The organism is Desulfoconvexum algidum, assembly GCF_055382125.1.
On record NZ_AP042394.1, the window covers coordinates 5,386,867 to 5,403,512 of the forward strand.

Genomic DNA, 16,646 nt, shown 5'->3' on the forward strand with positions numbered 1-16,646 from the left:
CAAATAATGAGCCCCATCACACGAAAAGGAACGAATGCGTGTCAGATACAATAAAAAACGAGGAATTAATTGCCCCACCCGATTCAGCAGACGAACGAGCAGGAACCCTCATCCATGTGGCGCCGTCTCCCCATATAAACGCTGCAACGGCCCATACCCAAAGAATGATGACCGATGTGATCCTGGCGCTGCTACCCGTTATCGCCCTGTCCATCTATTTGTTTAGATTCTATGCCGTCAAACAGCTTTTAATCTGCGTTATCGCCTGCATGGGATCTGAATTTTTGTTTGTCAGGATGCGGGGCAAGGCCATTACCCTTAAAGACTGCTCTGCTGTGGTCACCGGTATTATTCTGGCCCTGTCCCTGCCGGGATCCGCCCCCTGGTTTGTGGGCGCCCTTGCCTCGGTGGTGGCCATCGGAATAGGAAAAACCCTCTTCGGAGGCCTTGGCATGAATATTTTTAATCCGGCCATGGTCGGCCGGGCCTTTGTAATGATCGCCTTTGCCCAGTTGATGGGGGCGGGCTCCTATGAAAATGTGACAGGGCTGGTGGATGCGGTTTCCGGGGCAACTCCTTTGAGTGCCTTAAAATTCAATAACATTTTCATGCCAGCCGCCTCTCTTTTCTGGGGAACCACCAATGGTTCCCTGGGTGAAACAAGTAGTGCCGCCTGTCTCCTGGGCGGGCTGTTTCTCGTTTTCAGGAAAACCATCTCCTGGCAGATCCCTTCCGGCATACTGTTGTCGGTCGCCCTCATTGCCGGTATCACAGATTTGATAGGGTCCCATTCAGGCCTCTTCCTTGTTCACCATCTTTTTGCCGGGGCGCTTATGTTCGGGGTGTTTTTCATTGCAACGGATCCTGTGACCTCCCCGCTTACCCCGAAGGGAAAATGGATTTTCGGCCTGGGAACCGGCTTTTTAATAATGGTTATCCGGCTTTTTTCCGGCTATCCCGAGGGCGTCATGTTTGCCGTTCTCATGATGAATGCCGTCACCCCGCTGATTAACCGCTGGACCAACCCCCAGCCCATGGGAGAAGCTTAATATGAGCTCATTTAAGGACAGCAATCTTTTCCAGGCCTGGCTGGTGCTGCTGCTTGCAACCGCTTTTGGCTGCGCTCTTGCCGGAGTCCAGACAAAACTGGGACCCGTTATTGAAGCAAACAAAACCCGGGAAACCCTGGCAAAAATTCCCGCCCTTGTTCTGGGCGAAGATCAGGCAGGACAACTCAGTCGTCAAAAAAAGAGTCTTTCCATCACCTCCCGGACCATTGAAATTGAACGAAACGGTATTAAAAAATTTTATACCGTCTATGATGCTTTTCTTGAGGGCACCCTGGCAGGACATGTGGCCAAGGCCTCGGGTCAGGGCTATGCCGATAAAATTGAACTGCTGCTGGGCCTTGATGCCGATGCCCGTGCCATTACAGGTCTTTTTATTCTGGACCAGAAAGAAACCCCGGGCCTGGGCAACAGAATTATAGAAAAACCATGGCGGGATCAGTTTTTAAAAAAATCCAGCGCCACCCGCCTGGTTGTTGTGAAAGGAAACTCTGGCAAGGACAATGAAATCGATGCCATCTCGGGTGCCACCATTTCCTCCAGAAGTGTTACGGGAATTGTCAATAAAACCATTACCGATATCAAGGCCCAACTTATTACCCCCCCCAAAGAAACGGCCGACAAACAAGAGACCTCCCAAAATGAAAATGGCAAAATTAAGGAGAACACCTAATGGCGGATTCCCCCACAGCCTTTGAAAGATTTGTCCAGGGCATTTTACCTGAAAACCCGGTATACCGGCAGCTTCTTGGACTTTGCCCAACGCTTGCGGTTACCAATGGTATGAAACCTGCTCTGACCATGGCCTGTTCCGTTGGGTTTGTACTCCTGTGTGCCAATATTGTCATCAGCCTGATCCGGAATTTATTAAAACCCCATTTGCGCATTGTTATTTTTACCCTTACCATTGCCACCTTTGTTACCATTGCGGACCGCTTTCTGGCCGCCTATTTTTTCCAGATGAGCAAAACCCTGGGACCCTATATTCCCTTGATCATCGTTAACTGCATTATCATCTGCCGCTGCGAGGTCTGTGCCTCCAAACAAGGCGTGGTCACGGCAGCCTCGGATGCCATTGGCCAAGCACTTGGGTTTGGACTTGCCCTTTCCAGCATTGCCGCGGTCAGGGAAATCCTGGGCACAGGAATGCTTTTCGGGATACGGGTGCTTCCAACTGCCTGGCCGGACTGGGTCATCATGGTATTACCCCCCGGCGCATTCATCACATTGGGATTGCTCCTGGGATTTGTCAACTGGATCGGCATCATTCGATCCAAGGGGTCTGCCAAATGATTCGCCACTTTACTTTAATTATTTCACTGATTTTTACTTTAGTTTTTACATTGGTTTCTTCACGATTCCCAAGAGAGGTATAGGCACTATTTATGATGTATCTTTTGGACATACTGCTGATTTCCCTGACAGCAGCCCTGATTAATAATTTTGTACTCTACTATTTTGTGGGCATCTGCCCCTTTGTGGGGGTTTCCAGAAAGGTGGAAATGGCATTTGGCATGGGATGCGCCGTTACCTTTGTCATAAGCATTGCCGCCTTAATCTCCTGGAGTATCACCACCATGGTGCTGATACCAGGCGCTCCCCTGTCTTCTTTTATTGCCGGTTTTTTCCTCCCGGAACAAGCCGCAGCACAGATTGATCTTACGGTATTGAGTTATATCGTTTATATCTTTGCCATTGCCTCTTCGGTTCAATTTGTGGAGATGTATGTAAGAAAATATTTTCCCATGCTCTATGGTTCCTTTGGGGTTTTTCTCCCCCTCATCACCACCAATTGCGCGATCCTCTTTGCCTGTCTTACCATCATGAGCCATGTTACCGGCGTTGACAACCCGGCGGATGCATGGGATCTGGGCAGATCCATTGCCCTGGCTTTTTTCGGAGGTGTGGGATTCACCATTGCCATTGTGATCATGTCGGGCATCAGGGAAGAACTCGAACTTTGTGATATCCCTGAACCCTTCCAGGGTGCTGCCATCACCCTGGTTATCGGCGGTATCCTTGCCATCGCCTTCATGGGATTTACCGGGGTGGATTCGGGCATACGCGCTGCCATCATGCCCCCTGTAGCAGAACAGGTGTCCACCAGGGTCCCCCCCCGGCCCGATGTCCTTGCAATCCTTGAACCTGTATCCCAAGTGAGGCTGCCATGATCCTTGTTACCCTTGCCATCGCAGCTGGCACCATGCTGGTCATGGCAATAATCCTCTCTTATATTCTGGGCTGGGCAAATAAAACCTTCAAGGTGGAGGTGGATCCCAAAATAGAATCAGTATTGGAAATTTTGCCTGGGGTTAATTGCGGCGGCTGCGGCTATCTTGGCTGCAGTGACTATGCCGTGGCCGTGGTTACCGACAATGTTCCCGTCAACAAATGTACGGTGGGGGGGAAAGCGTGTGCCGACAGTGTGGCAGCCATTATGGGAGTTGAAGTCGGTGAAATGATTCCGCTCCGGGCCATTGTCCATTGTGGTGCCACAAGTTCCCAGCGCCTTCAGACAACCCAATACCGGGGGGAAAAACGGTGTGCCGCCGCCCACCAGGTGGCAGGAGTCCAGGGCTGTACCTTTGGCTGCCTGGGATTTGGGGACTGTGTTAGGGCGTGTAACTATGATGCCATCCACATTGTCGAGGGATTGGCTGTGGTGGATTATAAAAAATGCGTGGGCTGTGGCGCCTGTTCAAAGGTATGTCCCCGAAAAATTATCACCATTGCAGGTTTTAAGGAAGACCAGATTCCCACCGTCGCCTGTTCCAATCAAGACAAGGCCAAGGATGCAAAAGCGGTGTGTACGACACCCTGCGTCGCCTGCAAGGCCTGTTCTAAAATTTCAGATATTTTTACCATCACAGGCAATCTCTCAAAATGTGAATATGATTCCTATACCGCCCAACATTATGAAGATGCCCTAGGCGCAATGGAAAAATGCCCCACAAACTGCATCCACTTCGTTGGGGAACCAAGTCAATTAAACACCCCTTAATTTTGTACCATAGGATATCGGTCATACCACCCGGCCTATAGAAATGAATGGTCTGGATTTATGAGCAGTTCTAAAAAGGATCTCCTCCTGGAGGACCGGGGTGAGATCCACAAACTAATCTGAATACTAACCTAATATATCCATACCCACTTGGCTGAGACCTTTGAGTATCCGATCGACGAGTTCTTCAAATTTAACGTATCGCCTTATCAATATCGCGGCCTTACTTGAGAAATCAGGCTTCAGTTCAATCAACCTGTTCACAAAGGCTTCCCCTTTTTTATGTTCTCCCAAAAGACCCAGGGTGGATGCCCTGGCCAATGGATACCAGAATATATTGGGCGATGGAAAATTTATTATTTCCATATACGCTTCTTCATAGTTCTTTTGGCAGATACGGTTTAACCAAAGGGCATAATGAACAGAAGTTCTATAATGTGGGCTAAGTTCCATACACTTTTTTATCAGAGTCGTTCCCTTTTCCCATTCCCCTAAAAGTGTCATGACATAGCCTGGGATCTCTCTATTCAAAGGGGATCTTGCGTTTAGTTTCAGTGCTCTGTTGATTGCTTCTCTTGCCAGTGATAATTCATCGGATAACAAATAGATATAAGCTAATGTGCTCCATGCCCGCGGATCAGATGGCGTGATAGAAATACCTTTTTCTGCATGCTGGAGTGCTTTTTCTATGGGGTCTTTGAAACCAGAAAAATCCATACCATAGATATTTGCGTAAAGATTTCCTAATAAAGTCCAGACCTGTCCGCAGTTTGGTTCGTTAATTTTTGCATGGTTTAAGGCTTCCATTGCGATTAAAAAAGACTCTTTGGTCCAGGTTTTCTCAAACTCATAAAACTTCAGGATAGCCTCATAAGCTGTAAGATCACTCAGTGGTTTTAGTTTTGATTCATTAAACAGCCTGGTTGATATAACGCCATAGCTGTCAAAGAGCTTGAGGGAGACCTTTTGTGCAACTTCTTCTTGAAATTCCAACAATCTTTTATCGCCAATATCCATCCGATATTTCTCTCCCCAGAGATGTTCGCCGGTTTTTGTGTCCATTAGTTGAGAAGATACTTTTATTTCGGTGTTATTTTTGTACACATTCCCATAAAGAACAAATCTATAATTTCCTTTTTGATCTGGGTTTTCTACTTTATCTGGTGTATGCACTATTTTTATTTCCTGGTATTGCGAAATCTCAATGGCCAGTTCCGATGCAACGCCCATTCCTATAATATCATTTGTTGAATCCCCCGTCAGGTTATTAAAGGGGGCAATTTCTATCACAGGAGACCTTCGTTTAAAAATTTCATCCCATGGTTTATCCGTCTCTGTTGAATCAACTTCATGGGATGTTTGATCTATAAATATAGGAATATAGCTTCCCTTTGGGATATCTATGCGTAACGGGTCGTTTTGACCCGCCACCAAATAATATCTCTCCAGAGCCCGTCGAAGTTTACCGGCCTGAATACTTACAATCGGGTTGGAATTGGGATCAAAGTCATTCCCTCGATGGAAAACCTCAACTGCTATTGTGTATCCTTTAAGTTCATTGGACCTGCCGTTGCTCGTTTTTGAAATAATAAAATCAAGAAGCTTCCGCTGACTGGCTGTAGCATGAAACTCGGGACTGTTCATAATCCTTTCCAGCTGCTCTGTAATTTTATCCTCTTTTTGGATATGGGAGATTTTTTTTGGATTTTTTTGATATAGGTTATTTTCTTTATACTGTCGTACTTTGTTCATTTTACGACTCCTAATAATGAAGAGAAATGCTAATTATATATCATCTTATATATAAGGACTTAACACAACCTATTTTATTTGCCTAATTAACTCAAAGATAGTAAATCTTTTTACAATTAACTTTTCACCGATCCCAATATTTTGGGAAAATAAAACACCAACAAAATTTTTCAAGGAAGGAGAGACCAAATAAATTTAAGATATCTTTGTGCCGTGTTGTCTATTGCTACGGTTATGCTGTTTAGCTCCCCGGCGTTTTCAGGGCTGCAGGATGAGGCTCAAACATCTGTGGGAAACGACTGGAAAAGCTCGCTGGAATTGCCTACTTCTGGCATGGTTTACAGGGAGAAACAGTTTGATTTCGGTGAAACCGGCATGTTGCTGGCCCAGGTGGAATCCGATGCCGTCGAGGTCGGAGAAGGCACAACGGAACCCGAAGAGATGACCCTGGATGAGATAGCCGAGATGATGGCCAATCCTTTTTCATATCTCTGGTTCGGCATGATTCAGAATGATACCTATAGTTGGAGTGGAGACGCCCTTGATGCGATTGGGGAAGATAACAAAATACAGAATATAACAACGATTCAGCCCGTGATGTCATTGGCGTTCACAGAAAAATGGCGGGTGATCTTCCGCCCGGTTATCCCCATCGCAAGCGTTGATACGATCACAGGCTTTAATTTCATCCCAGGCCAAGAACCGGATGAGCCGGATGGTATCACAGGTAATTTTGAACGCGAAACCGGCCTGGGAGATATCGTTCTCTGGACGGCTTTTTCCCCCAGTATACGCCGCCGCTGGTCTATGGGTTCGGTCCTACCATCATGATGGATACAGCCAGCGATGAGTGGTTGGGTACGGGTAAGTGGAGCGCCGGCCCCATGGGAACCATTGCACATATCACGGAGAAATGGATCATCGGAGGCATTCTTCAGCACTGGTGGTCGTTTGCGGGTGATAGTGATCGCAATAATGTCAACCTGACGGATTTTCAGCCTCTCATTCGATATCGTATTACACCTACAACCAATATTGGGATGGCCCCTAACATTCGATACAACTGGGACGCAGACAGTGGTGATAATTGGTCGATTCCGTTAGGCGGCGGTATCTCCACAGTGCTTATGCTGGGAAAACTGCCGGTAGCCATTGGTTTTGAGTATTACTACTACGTCAAAAGGTCTGATGAGTTATCACCGGAGCATCAGTTTCGCATCATTTTCTCGCCGGTTCTGCCGGCCCCGGCATGGTCCAGGATTCCATTTTTCGGTAATTGATGAAAATCGTTACCTGGATAGAAAAATAAAATGTGAGGGACATGGCTACCCGGCTAAAACGAATTTTATGAATGTTGCGTTATGAAGACCCTGGCAAGGATGCTGAAACCAGGTTTGAAGGTGAATTACTTATTTTAACCATTGCTAAAGTATTTTAAAAAAGCCTAATGGTGAAAACAAAAAGAATAAAGGAAAACATGAAAATGAAGCACTTCGTATGTTATGGAATACTCTTCCTGGTAATGGTCTTTTTTTTACCGGGCCTGTCTGCTGCAGAACCCTCCAACGATGATTTACGCAAGGCCACCCAGAATCCCATGGCGGATTTGGTGAGTATTCCTGTCCAGAACAATACCAACTTTGGATATGGACCGCTTGAGAAAACCCAGAACATCACAAATATTCAACCGGTTATTCCTTTTGATTTAAACGAAGACTGGCTCATCATCTCACGAACCATTGTACCGCTGGTCAGCCAGCCGGAATTTTATGAAGGCCAGGGAAGCAAGTTTGGCCTGGGTGATATCAATCAATCCCTGTTCTTCGGGCCGCGTAAACCGGGAAAATTAATCTGGGGCACCGGTGCTGTCTTTTTGCTTCCCACTGCAACCGATAGTCGGTTGGGCGGCAAAAAATGGGGAGCAGGACCGGCCGCGGTTGCTCTGACCATGCAGGGCCCCTGGGTTATTGGTGGACTGGTGCAAAACATCTGGTCATTTGCCGGTGACAGTGATCGGGAAGATGTTAACCAGATGCTGGCCCAGTATTTTATCAACTATAACCTGCCAAATGGCTGGTATCTGACCTCATCACCCATTATTACGGCAAACTGGCAAGCTGACAGTGACAATACATGGACCGTCCCTTTTGGCGGCGGATTCGGCAGGCTGTTCAGAATTGGGAAATTACCTGTAAACACCCAGATCCAGGCCTTTTATAATGTTGAAAAACCCGATACCATCGGGCCGGAATGGACCCTGCGTTTCCAGGTGCAAATCCTGCTGCCTAAATTGTAATAAAAAGGAAAAAAAGAATGAAAAAATTTGCAATCATGATTTGGGCGGCCTGCCTGTTATCGTTGTTTTCAGCATCCGGCTGGGCGGAAACCATGAACACCAGAATCGGAGAGCTACATTTCACAAGCGGCTATCCCACAGAGAAAACGGTGCAGACGCTTTATGACGAACTTGATTTCCAGCGTGCTGTGCAGGCCTATCTCTGGGCTTTGCCCATGGCGTCCTATGGGGCAATGGCCGACGAGCACATCCGGCTGGGTTGTGGCAGCAGCGCGGTCCTCGTCTTGGATAATTCCGGGGAACAGCAGCAACTGGTTCTTACCGCCAACCAGGATACCGTCTACATGTCGGGTGTCCTGGATCTGCGCAACGGCCCCATGGTGATGGAACTGCCCCCCGGACTTCTCGGAACGATGAACAATATCTGGCAGCAACCCCTGTGCGACCTGGGCGGCCCGTTTTCTCCAGAACAAAACCGTGGCGGAAGATTTCTCATCCTGCCGCCCGGCTATGACGGGCCCATGCCGGACTTCCATTTTCATATTGTAGCGTCGGACTCCAATATCGTGGTTTTTTACCTGCGGGCCATTCCGCAAACCCGGGATGATTTTCCAAAGCTTGTCGAGCTCATCCATACATACAAACAGTACAAGCTTTCCGAAGCAAAAAAGCCGCCACAGATGAATTTTATTTCCATGGCCGGGAAAGAAGCCAACATGCTGACCAATGAGAACTTTGCCTATTTTGAAAGCCTGGCCCGTTACATCAATGAAAACCCACCCCGCTCCCAGGACATGGCCATGCTGGGCATGCTGGAAACCCTGGGTATTGCCCATGGGCGCTCCTTTGCGCCGGATCAGCGCTTGCAAGAGATCCTGACCCAAGCGGCTTCCGTGGGGCGGGCCATGGCCAAGACCCTTGCCTGGCAATCACGGATACCAAAGGATGTTTTGTATGCCTACCCCGGGAAACGGAAGTGGAAATACCTCTTTTTCGGTGATCCGGAATTCCAGACACCGGATTACATGGCCATTGATCAGCGCAGCAAATACGCCTTCGAGGCAATTGGTACCGCCAAATCCATGGTTGTCGCTGTGCCGGGACAAGGATCCCAATATATCGGTGCCTACATGGATGCGAGTGGTAAATGGCTCAGCGGCGAGCACACTTACAAAATCCATTTTCCCAAAGATGTACCTGCCAAAATGTTCTGGTCACTCACCGCCTACGACAACGAAACCCGGTCCCTGATCCAAAATGACCTGGGACGCCCGCTCATGGGATCGGTTCATGGGTCAACGCCCAACAAAGACGGATCATTTGACCTCTACTTTGGCCCCAAACTTCCTGAAAACGTACCCGAAAAAAACTGGGTGCAGACAAAACCTAACAAGGGATGGTTTGCTTATATTCGTCTGTATGGCCCGGAGAAAGCCTATTTTGATAAAACCTGGATTCCGGGTGATGCTGAACTGGTGAACTAATCAAATTCCATTTTTTTTTAAAAAGGAAATAACCTATGAGTGGCAAAAAAATAATTTATATAGTGATGTTTGCATCAATCACCCTGTTACTTACTTTTTCAGCATGGGCAAAAGAGACTACAAACCCGAAATACGCAGCCGATGTACCAAAATTCCTGCTCACACCGGACAAGGTGGAGACCGAATTCCTCGGTGATCTCGAATTTTTCGATGGGATGCCCAGTGAAGCTACGGTCAAGAAAGCCTATGATTTTCTCGATCTATCACGAGGCGTAGAGGCGTTTCTTAACGGCATGCCGGCGACTTCCCTGTATGCCATGCTGGAGGGACTCAAAGACGCTGGCTTAAAACCGGGCGACCTGGGAATTACCGAAGACTTACTGGATGCCCGGGGCCTATTATTGACGGCCCAATCAACGACTCCCTATGCCTTTGCAGAGATTGACTTAAAAAATGGTCCGGTTGTAGTAGAGATCCCCGGGCCTGTCCTGGGCACCCTTGACGATGCATTTTTCCATTTCGTTAGTGACGTTGGCCTGACCGGACCGGACCAGGGCAAGGGGGGTAAATATCTGTTTATAGGGCCGGACTACGAGGGGGATATCCCCGAAGGCTACTTTGTCGTAAAATCCACGACCTACCGTCACTGGCTGCTCATGCGCGTTTTTGTGAAAGACGGCGACTTGAAGGGGTCTACAAAAGAGCTGAAAGAAGGCTTTCGCTGCTATCCTCTCGCCCAAGCAAATAAGCCACCAAAGCAAAAAGTTTACAACCTTTCCGGCAAACAGTTTAACACCATTCATGCCAACGATGAGCACTTTTATGAAGAGCTTAACGCAGTGATTCAATATGAGCCTGCCGATGCATTTAATCCAGAGCTTGTGGGGCTTTTCGCCTCCATCGGCATCAAAAAGGGAAAAACATTTTCACCAGATGCACGCATGAAAAAGATTCTGAAGGAGGCCGCTGCAATCGGCAACGCCACGGCACGAGCCATAACTTTTAGTCCGCGCAGTAAGGCTGTCTATTTCTATCCGGACCGCCAGTGGTATTCTTCCTTTGCCGGTGGCAGCCACGAATTCATGAACAACGGCGAGCTGGTTCTCGATGATCGTATTATGTTTCATTATGCGGCTACCGGTATTACACCTGCCATGGTCACGCCAAAAGTGGGAACAGGATCGGCCTATGCAGCTACTCCCAAGGACGATAAGGGCGAGTACCTCGATGGTGGCAAAACGTACAAGGTAACGTTGCCTGTGCCAATTCCAGTCAATAATTTTTGGTCATACATGGTGTATTCGGGTCAACATCGCTCAATGCTGGAAACCGACCAGAAATCAGCCGGCCTTGACAGCACTATGCCATCGGTCAAACCCAACCAGGACGGTTCGTATACAGTCTGGTTCGGGCCAAAGGCACCAGAAGGCCACGAGGGCAATTGGATTCAAACGGTCCCCGGAAAAAGTTACCTTGCCATACTGCGACTCTATGGCCCACTGGAACCCTGGTTCGACAAGACCTGGAAGCCCGGCGATTTTGAGCTGGTGAACTAAATTCCAAAACAAAACGAAAACAATAAAGGAAAGTTAAAATGAATATTCACAAAAAAATATATCTACCAACCATCATAAGCGCATTATTCGTTAGTAGTTTACTGATCTTTGGGTGTTCCACAGCAAAGGAGGCATCTATCGCTGATGCAACGGATACGATCCCTGTGACGCTTGAAAACTATAAAGTAGCAGAATCAGACGTCACTAATGGAAATGTTATTAAACTAGGTGCGGCAAATAAGCTGGTCCACCTTCCAGTAACAGCATTTGATTTAAGTAATCAAACGGTTGTACGTATGAATCAAGATACCATTTACAGTGCTGCTGTGGTTGATGTATCAAAAGGTGCAACCATAACCCTGCCAGAAACGGATGGCCGTTATCAATCGGCAATGATCGTGCAAAACGATCACTATGTTAATGACGTTTTTATGGGTGCGGGTACCTACGAGATTAAAAGCGATACAGACAGCGATTTTGTTCAGGTTGCCGTACGTACAGAGATTAATCTGAGTGATCCAGCGGATGCAAAAAAAGTAGTCGCCCTACAACAAGCCATAAAATTAGAGGTTAAAGGCGATAAAGTCTTCAAACAGCCTAATTATGATATGGATCAACTCGTGAAACTCAGAGTCAAGCTTGCAAATGAAGCGATTGCATTGGGCTCGCAAAATAATATGCAGGGAGCTCGTGGCACAGTTGATGAGCATTTGCATTTACTAGGCACAGCTGTGGGGTGGGGATTATTACCCGATGCCAATGCTCGATACATCGCATATGCTCCGGAAGACGACACAGGTGTTTGCTACCAAGCAACTTATCAAGTACCTCCATTTAATGCTCCTGGCTTCTTCTCAATCACTATGTATGATGCCGAAGGCTGGATGTTTAATGAAAAAGCAATTTTGAACAAAAACAACATCGTTTTTAATGAAGATGGCAGCTTTGATGTTACTTTTGGTGAATGTGGTGACAACGCTAAAAATAACTTACCTATCACCAAAGGTTGGAACTTTGTAATGCGGGTATACGAGCCCAAATTAAACCAATTGGAAACATACAAATTACCAACACCCGTCAAGGTGAAATAAGTAGAACAAACAATGAAACGAAAAGAGGTTTAATATGAAGATGATGTTTAGAATTAAAAAAACATTGCTTGTTCTTGTATGCATTCTCGCCCTTGTATCATGCGCAAGTGTTGACACCATTCAAATTCCTTCAGAAGTCCCGGAGATCCATCACGGTCTTGTTGCGGGATATCTTTCACCAGAGGCGCTTCCCGACAGTCTTGAGCTGATTCCACCGCCGCCGGCGGACGGATCTGCTGCATTTGCATTTGACAGGGAGGTCAGCAAAAAAGCTCTGAAGTTGCAGGGTACGCCCCGCTGGGAACTTGCGACGGAAGACGCTAATTTGATGTTTCCTGAAGCTGCCGAAACTTTTTCCTGTGCACTGGGGATTCCAGTCTCAGAAAAGGACACGCCGCATCTTTATATGATTTTGCGACGCACATTGACAGATGCAGGTCTTTCCACCTACACGGCCAAGAATCATTATCAGCGGAAACGTCCTTTCATGGAAAACGATAACCCTGTATGTACGCCGAAAGAGGAGGAAAAATTGAGAAAGGACGGGTCCTACCCATCCGGACATACTGCCATCGGATGGGCATGGGCGTTGATTTTGACCGAGATTGCGCCGGAACGGGCGGATAAAATTCTTGCCCGGGGCCGGGCATACGGTGAAAGTCGGAATATCTGCAATGTACACTGGCAAAGTGATGTGGCTGAAGGACGTTTTATGGGGGCCGCAACGGTTGCGCGGTTGCATGGGGACCCTGTTTTTTGTGCCGAACTGGAAGCAGCCAAAAGCGAATATAAAGTTGCTGTTTCAAAAGGCCTGACGCCATCTCGTGACTGCGATGCAGAGGCTGAAGCGCTTTCTATTCGCTTGCATTTAAACGATTAAAAAAATTCAGTGCTCAAGTGGGGGATTTTGCTTGGATATCCGGGCATCTGCATGCCAGGTGAAAGTTTTTTATAATAAATAGCATGTATGATAGTATTTCGAATATTAGTTTCTTTTGTCGTTGTCATTCGTAGTAACATTGATATAATTTTTCAATTAAAAAAGGGAGGATACCATGCGTAAATTATTTTTGATGATAATTGTATTATTCGTTTCTTTGTCTATTGCCGGATGTGGAGGAAAATCCAAAGAGCCTGAGGTAGCTGAAAAAGGTACTCTTAATCGAACTTTTAAATTGATTGACGATTCTGGACGTGAATCTGGGACTTTGATATTGAATGCTGCGGGTGGCGCAGAACTACGTGATGTAGATGGTAATGTCATAGGAACTTTTGCTTCTGGTGCAGCTTCAAAGCCGGTCGTTGAAAAAGCAGCTGAAACTTCTGGTGCAGCTTCAGAGCCGGTCGTTGAAAAAGCAGCTGAAGCTTCTGGTGAAGAGAAGCCCTCGGATAAAGATAAAAAAACAGAATAGTTTGGTTAAATTAGGTGCAATCTTTAGTATTGTACACCGTTTGCGTTCAACGGCAAGATCAAAAACGTTCATATCAGCTTTATTGAGTAGGCATTTAGCGGTTTAATGCGGATGAACCACAGACAGCAAAACCATTTGCTGTCTGTGGTTCGTGCGGATCTGCACACAGACCATCAATGGATTAGAAAACATGCGAAGCAGCCCAATCGGGTCTAAAGGAGCCGATCCGGAATTTTGTGAACTATCGAATTTACTTTGCGATTTACAAGAAATGGACGGTATGGCAATACGTTCCCAATTAACGGATAATAAAAGAACTATGGTGATGGTCTTTAGGCCGCCAAACAATGAGGCTGCCGCCGGGAATTTGAAAAAAGTCATACAGCTTCTCGGCCTGGACACGGAAGTCAAAAATTTTCCAGTGGTACACAGGGGTTTTGCCCTGAATAACAAAGAGATAGCGATTCTCAACCGTTCGCTGTTACAAATTATGGCTGAATATGCAGCCTACATTGATGTACCTGAATCCCATATTGCCGAAGGCCGTGAAATGAAACACAAAAACGAACAACAAAAACGCCAACGCAATTGGAATAAGTCTACAAGAAAACCAATCCTATTTCATACTTCTATTAACAAAAAGCGTCTCGTATCTATCCCATCCGGTCGACTAAGACCTGGCGTGGTTTGACCCCATCTGTGGGGCCGATAATTCCGTTTTTCTCCATCAGGTCGATAATCCTTGCGGCTCGGTTGTACCCAACCCTAAGCTCACGCTGAACACTTGATATGGATGCCTTTCTTGTGAACAGAACATACTCAAGGGCTTCCTTGTATTTTTCATCATAATCATCTGTGTTCACCTCCAGGGACGCTTCGACCTCTTTTTCCGAAGTGATCTCAAGGATATATTGGGGTTTTCCCTGGGTCTTTAGAAAATTGGTGATGGCGATAAGTTCCGTTTCGGAAAGATAGGTGCCGTGAACTCTGGTCAACCGTGCGGTTCCCGGGGGGACAAAGAGCATATCTCCCCTGCCCAGAAGGGTTTCGGCACCGTTGGAATCGATGATGGTTCTGGAGTCGGTTTTGGAGGAGACCTGAAAGGATATCCTTGTGGGGAAATTGGCCTTAATGATGCCGGTTAACACATCAACGGAAGGGCGCTGGGTGGCAAGAATCAGGTGAATACCAGCCGCCCTTGCCATCTGGGCGATTCGGGTGAGTGAAAACTCAATATCCTTGCTTGCGGTCATCATGAGGTCGGCCAACTCATCTATGATGACGACAATATAGGGATATGCTTCAATATGATCTTCCCCATATTCCGACAGATCAGAGTGTTTTATTTTGTGATTGTACTGCTCAATGTTTCTAACTTGAAGCCTGGCCAGCATCTCATACCGGTTCTCCATCTCCCGAACCACCCATTGAAGGGCGATATTGGCCTTTTTCATGTCGGTGATGACCGGGGTGAGCAAATGGGGAATATCATTGAACATCGAAAGCTCGATGCGCTTTGGATCAATCATGATAAATCTTACGTTATCCGGTGATGATTTATAAAGAATACTGGCAATCATGGCGTTGAGGGCAACACTTTTTCCTGTACCCGTTGCACCTGCAATGAGCAGATGTGGCATTTTTTCAAGCCCCACAACCACCGGGTTGCCGATGATATCCTTGCCCAGACAGATGGGGGTATGGGAGTCGATATTGATAAAATCTTCAGACCCGACAACATCAATAAAGGGGACTATACTCATCTTTGTATTGGGGATTTCAATACCGATAACATCCTTACCGGGAATCGGGGCGACAATACGGATACTCAGGGCGCTCAGTGCAAGTGCCAGATCATCGGCCAGGTTCACAATTTTACTGATCTTGATTCCAGGGTCCGGCTTGTATTCAAATGTGGTAATCACAGGGCCGGGTGAAACTGCCATGACCTCTCCCTTGATACCGAAGAACCCCAATTTTAATTCTAACACCTCCGCCCTTCTTCTGATGGCCTCATGATCCACTTCCATCTGTGTATCGGTTTTTTTAAGAAAATCCAGGGAAGGCATATTAAATTCATCACAGCCATGGGGTGGGACGACAATGGGATTCATGCTTTTTTGTGCTGTGTTGATTTTCAATTGAGAATGGGTTGTTTCATTCGTTTGCACAAAAGATTCGGTCTCTTGCCGGTGGGACTGCGGTACCTCTGGCTGGGACGGTATTTCGGGCTGGGGATCCTCGGAGGTTTTTGCAACGACCTTTGATTCTTTCAACCTTTCTAGCACTCGCCTGACCAGGGGGCCAGGCTGTTGCACCACCGGGGTTTTGAGCGGCTGAGCAGGTTCTATTGTGGTCTGTGTCTCTTTTTCTTCCTGGCAAGGGGGCAGATCTTTTTTCTCTTCTTCTTTCTCTTCTTCTTTCGGTGGCGGTGATGGTGGTGGTGTTTCTGGAAGCGGCCCGGTCTTTTCTGGTTCCTGTTTGCAGATGCCGTTGGAAGTTTCCCGGTCCCGGCATAGGACCATCATCCGTTCATGCGCCTCAAGCAGCTGATTGTATTTATTTTCAAGCTGGACATATTTATCGGTAATGTTTAAGTTGGATAACAGCAACTTCGCGTATGGACTTGATTTGTTCCCACGGTCCTGAGATTCCAATGCAATTTTTTCCATTTCACTGACCATTACATGGGCAATCCTCTGTGCATTGCTCAAAACGGTATTTCCATCAATCTTAAATTTGTAGGTCCCACACTCTGTTTTGATGGACAGAACATTTTTATCAAGGCTGTAATTATTTTCTTCCACACTACCAACTTTTTATTTGAGTTCAGATAAACCATTAAAATACAACCACGCTATATAGCACAATTGTTAAAGAGATGCCACTGCTGGCAGGATGCGCCAATCTGTGTCCTATAAAAGTTAAGCCGGTTCAAGGTTTCCCGGGCAATCATCTCTTTGTCCACATATTTTGATCTCATGGCT

Annotated in this window: 17 protein-coding genes; 14 read left to right on the forward strand and 3 right to left on the reverse strand. The window is 46.8% G+C overall.

Features of this window, described 5'->3' with window-relative positions:
- Nucleotides 1–38 precede the first annotated feature (38 nt).
- From ACZ45G_RS24320 to ACZ45G_RS24340, 5 genes are all read left to right on the forward strand, one after another.
- Nucleotides 39–1,049: an RnfABCDGE type electron transport complex subunit D gene (locus ACZ45G_RS24320; protein WP_464173113.1), complete on the forward strand. Its 1,011-nt coding sequence runs from the start codon at nt 39–41 to the stop codon at nt 1,047–1,049.
- A gap of 1 nt (nt 1,050) precedes the next feature.
- A complete protein-coding gene (locus ACZ45G_RS24325) occupies nt 1,051–1,740 on the forward strand; it encodes an FMN-binding protein (protein ID WP_464173115.1) in 690 nt (229 codons plus the stop codon).
- Nucleotides 1,740–2,360 (forward strand): electron transport complex subunit RsxE, encoded by a 621-nt coding sequence (gene rsxE, locus ACZ45G_RS24330; protein WP_464173116.1) that lies wholly within the window; start codon nt 1,740–1,742, stop codon nt 2,358–2,360. Before ACZ45G_RS24325 ends, rsxE begins: the two co-directional genes overlap by 1 nt.
- Before the next feature lie 92 nt (nt 2,361–2,452).
- A complete protein-coding gene (locus ACZ45G_RS24335; RefSeq protein WP_464173117.1) occupies nt 2,453–3,238 on the forward strand; it encodes an electron transport complex protein RnfA in 786 nt (261 codons plus the stop codon).
- The gene (locus tag ACZ45G_RS24340; RefSeq protein ID WP_464173118.1) at nt 3,235–4,068 is read left to right on the forward strand and encodes an RnfABCDGE type electron transport complex subunit B; all 834 of its coding nucleotides are present in this window, start codon (nt 3,235–3,237) and stop codon (nt 4,066–4,068) included. Before ACZ45G_RS24335 ends, ACZ45G_RS24340 begins: the two co-directional genes overlap by 4 nt.
- A 126-nt stretch (nt 4,069–4,194) precedes the next feature.
- Here ACZ45G_RS24340 and ACZ45G_RS24345 read toward each other — a convergent pair whose 3' ends face one another.
- On the reverse strand, nt 4,195–5,820 hold the full coding sequence (locus ACZ45G_RS24345) for a tetratricopeptide repeat protein (protein ID WP_464173119.1): 1,626 nt from the start codon (nt 5,818–5,820) through the stop codon (nt 4,195–4,197).
- A 213-nt stretch (nt 5,821–6,033) separates the two neighbouring features.
- Here ACZ45G_RS24345 and ACZ45G_RS24350 point away from each other — a divergent pair, with 213 nt between their 5' ends.
- From ACZ45G_RS24350 to ACZ45G_RS24390, 9 genes are all read left to right on the forward strand, one after another.
- Nucleotides 6,034–6,651 carry a hypothetical protein gene (locus ACZ45G_RS24350; RefSeq protein ID WP_464173120.1) on the forward strand — a complete coding sequence of 206 codons (618 nt, stop codon included), beginning with the start codon at nt 6,034–6,036 and terminating at the stop codon, nt 6,649–6,651.
- Between the two features lie 53 nt (nt 6,652–6,704).
- On the forward strand, nt 6,705–7,100 hold the full coding sequence (locus tag ACZ45G_RS24355) for a hypothetical protein (protein WP_464173121.1): 396 nt from the start codon (nt 6,705–6,707) through the stop codon (nt 7,098–7,100).
- Nucleotides 7,101–7,303: 203 nt separating this feature from the next.
- Entirely contained in the window at nt 7,304–8,116 is an 813-nt protein-coding gene (locus ACZ45G_RS24360; protein ID WP_464173122.1) for a hypothetical protein, read from the forward strand.
- 17 nt (nt 8,117–8,133) lie between these two features.
- Nucleotides 8,134–9,600, forward strand: a complete 1,467-nt coding sequence (locus tag ACZ45G_RS24365; RefSeq protein WP_464173123.1) for a DUF1254 domain-containing protein — start codon at nt 8,134–8,136, stop codon at nt 9,598–9,600.
- A gap of 35 nt (nt 9,601–9,635) precedes the next feature.
- Nucleotides 9,636–11,156, forward strand: coding sequence for a DUF1254 domain-containing protein (locus ACZ45G_RS24370; protein ID WP_464173124.1), 1,521 nt, complete (start codon nt 9,636–9,638; stop codon nt 11,154–11,156).
- A 38-nt stretch (nt 11,157–11,194) separates the two neighbouring features.
- Nucleotides 11,195–12,247 (forward strand): DUF1254 domain-containing protein, encoded by a 1,053-nt coding sequence (locus tag ACZ45G_RS24375; protein WP_464173125.1) that lies wholly within the window; start codon nt 11,195–11,197, stop codon nt 12,245–12,247.
- Between the two features lie 34 nt (nt 12,248–12,281).
- Nucleotides 12,282–13,127 carry an acid phosphatase gene (locus ACZ45G_RS24380; RefSeq protein ID WP_464173127.1) on the forward strand — a complete coding sequence of 282 codons (846 nt, stop codon included), beginning with the start codon at nt 12,282–12,284 and terminating at the stop codon, nt 13,125–13,127.
- Between the two features lie 175 nt (nt 13,128–13,302).
- Nucleotides 13,303–13,659 (forward strand): hypothetical protein, encoded by a 357-nt coding sequence (locus ACZ45G_RS24385; RefSeq protein WP_464173128.1) that lies wholly within the window; start codon nt 13,303–13,305, stop codon nt 13,657–13,659.
- Nucleotides 13,660–13,849: 190 nt separating this feature from the next.
- Nucleotides 13,850–14,350: a hypothetical protein gene (locus tag ACZ45G_RS24390; protein WP_464173129.1), complete on the forward strand. Its 501-nt coding sequence runs from the start codon at nt 13,850–13,852 to the stop codon at nt 14,348–14,350.
- Here the strand turns inward: ACZ45G_RS24390 and ACZ45G_RS24395 are convergent.
- Both ACZ45G_RS24395 and ACZ45G_RS24400 read right to left on the reverse strand, forming a co-directional pair.
- On the reverse strand, nt 14,313–16,466 hold the full coding sequence (locus ACZ45G_RS24395) for a DNA translocase FtsK (RefSeq protein ID WP_464173131.1): 2,154 nt from the start codon (nt 16,464–16,466) through the stop codon (nt 14,313–14,315). The two genes, ACZ45G_RS24390 and ACZ45G_RS24395, sit on opposite strands and share 38 nt — an antisense overlap.
- A 50-nt stretch (nt 16,467–16,516) precedes the next feature.
- On the reverse strand, nt 16,517–16,642 hold the full coding sequence (locus ACZ45G_RS24400; protein WP_464173132.1) for a hypothetical protein: 126 nt from the start codon (nt 16,640–16,642) through the stop codon (nt 16,517–16,519).
- Between the last annotated feature and the right edge of the window lie 4 nt (nt 16,643–16,646).

Excerpts from the sequence above, each read along its gene's own strand:
- ACZ45G_RS24325 (WP_464173115.1), top strand. The coding sequence starts at position 1,051 with ATGAGCTCATTTAAGGACAGCAATCTTTTCCAGGCCTGGCTGGTGCTG.
- rsxE (WP_464173116.1), top strand. The coding sequence starts at position 1,740 with ATGGCGGATTCCCCCACAGCCTTTGAAAGATTTGTCCAGGGCATTTTA.
- ACZ45G_RS24335 (WP_464173117.1), top strand. The coding sequence starts at position 2,453 with ATGATGTATCTTTTGGACATACTGCTGATTTCCCTGACAGCAGCCCTG.
- ACZ45G_RS24340 (WP_464173118.1), top strand. The coding sequence starts at position 3,235 with ATGATCCTTGTTACCCTTGCCATCGCAGCTGGCACCATGCTGGTCATG.
- ACZ45G_RS24345 (WP_464173119.1), bottom strand. The coding sequence starts at position 5,820 with ATGAACAAAGTACGACAGTATAAAGAAAATAACCTATATCAAAAAAAT.
- ACZ45G_RS24355 (WP_464173121.1), top strand. The coding sequence starts at position 6,705 with ATGGGAACCATTGCACATATCACGGAGAAATGGATCATCGGAGGCATT.
- ACZ45G_RS24360 (WP_464173122.1), top strand. The coding sequence starts at position 7,304 with ATGAAGCACTTCGTATGTTATGGAATACTCTTCCTGGTAATGGTCTTT.
- ACZ45G_RS24365 (WP_464173123.1), top strand. The coding sequence starts at position 8,134 with ATGAAAAAATTTGCAATCATGATTTGGGCGGCCTGCCTGTTATCGTTG.
- ACZ45G_RS24370 (WP_464173124.1), top strand. The coding sequence starts at position 9,636 with ATGAGTGGCAAAAAAATAATTTATATAGTGATGTTTGCATCAATCACC.
- ACZ45G_RS24375 (WP_464173125.1), top strand. The coding sequence starts at position 11,195 with ATGAATATTCACAAAAAAATATATCTACCAACCATCATAAGCGCATTA.
- ACZ45G_RS24380 (WP_464173127.1), top strand. The coding sequence starts at position 12,282 with ATGAAGATGATGTTTAGAATTAAAAAAACATTGCTTGTTCTTGTATGC.
- ACZ45G_RS24385 (WP_464173128.1), top strand. The coding sequence starts at position 13,303 with ATGCGTAAATTATTTTTGATGATAATTGTATTATTCGTTTCTTTGTCT.
- ACZ45G_RS24390 (WP_464173129.1), top strand. The coding sequence starts at position 13,850 with ATGCGAAGCAGCCCAATCGGGTCTAAAGGAGCCGATCCGGAATTTTGT.
- ACZ45G_RS24400 (WP_464173132.1), bottom strand. The coding sequence starts at position 16,642 with ATGAGATCAAAATATGTGGACAAAGAGATGATTGCCCGGGAAACCTTG.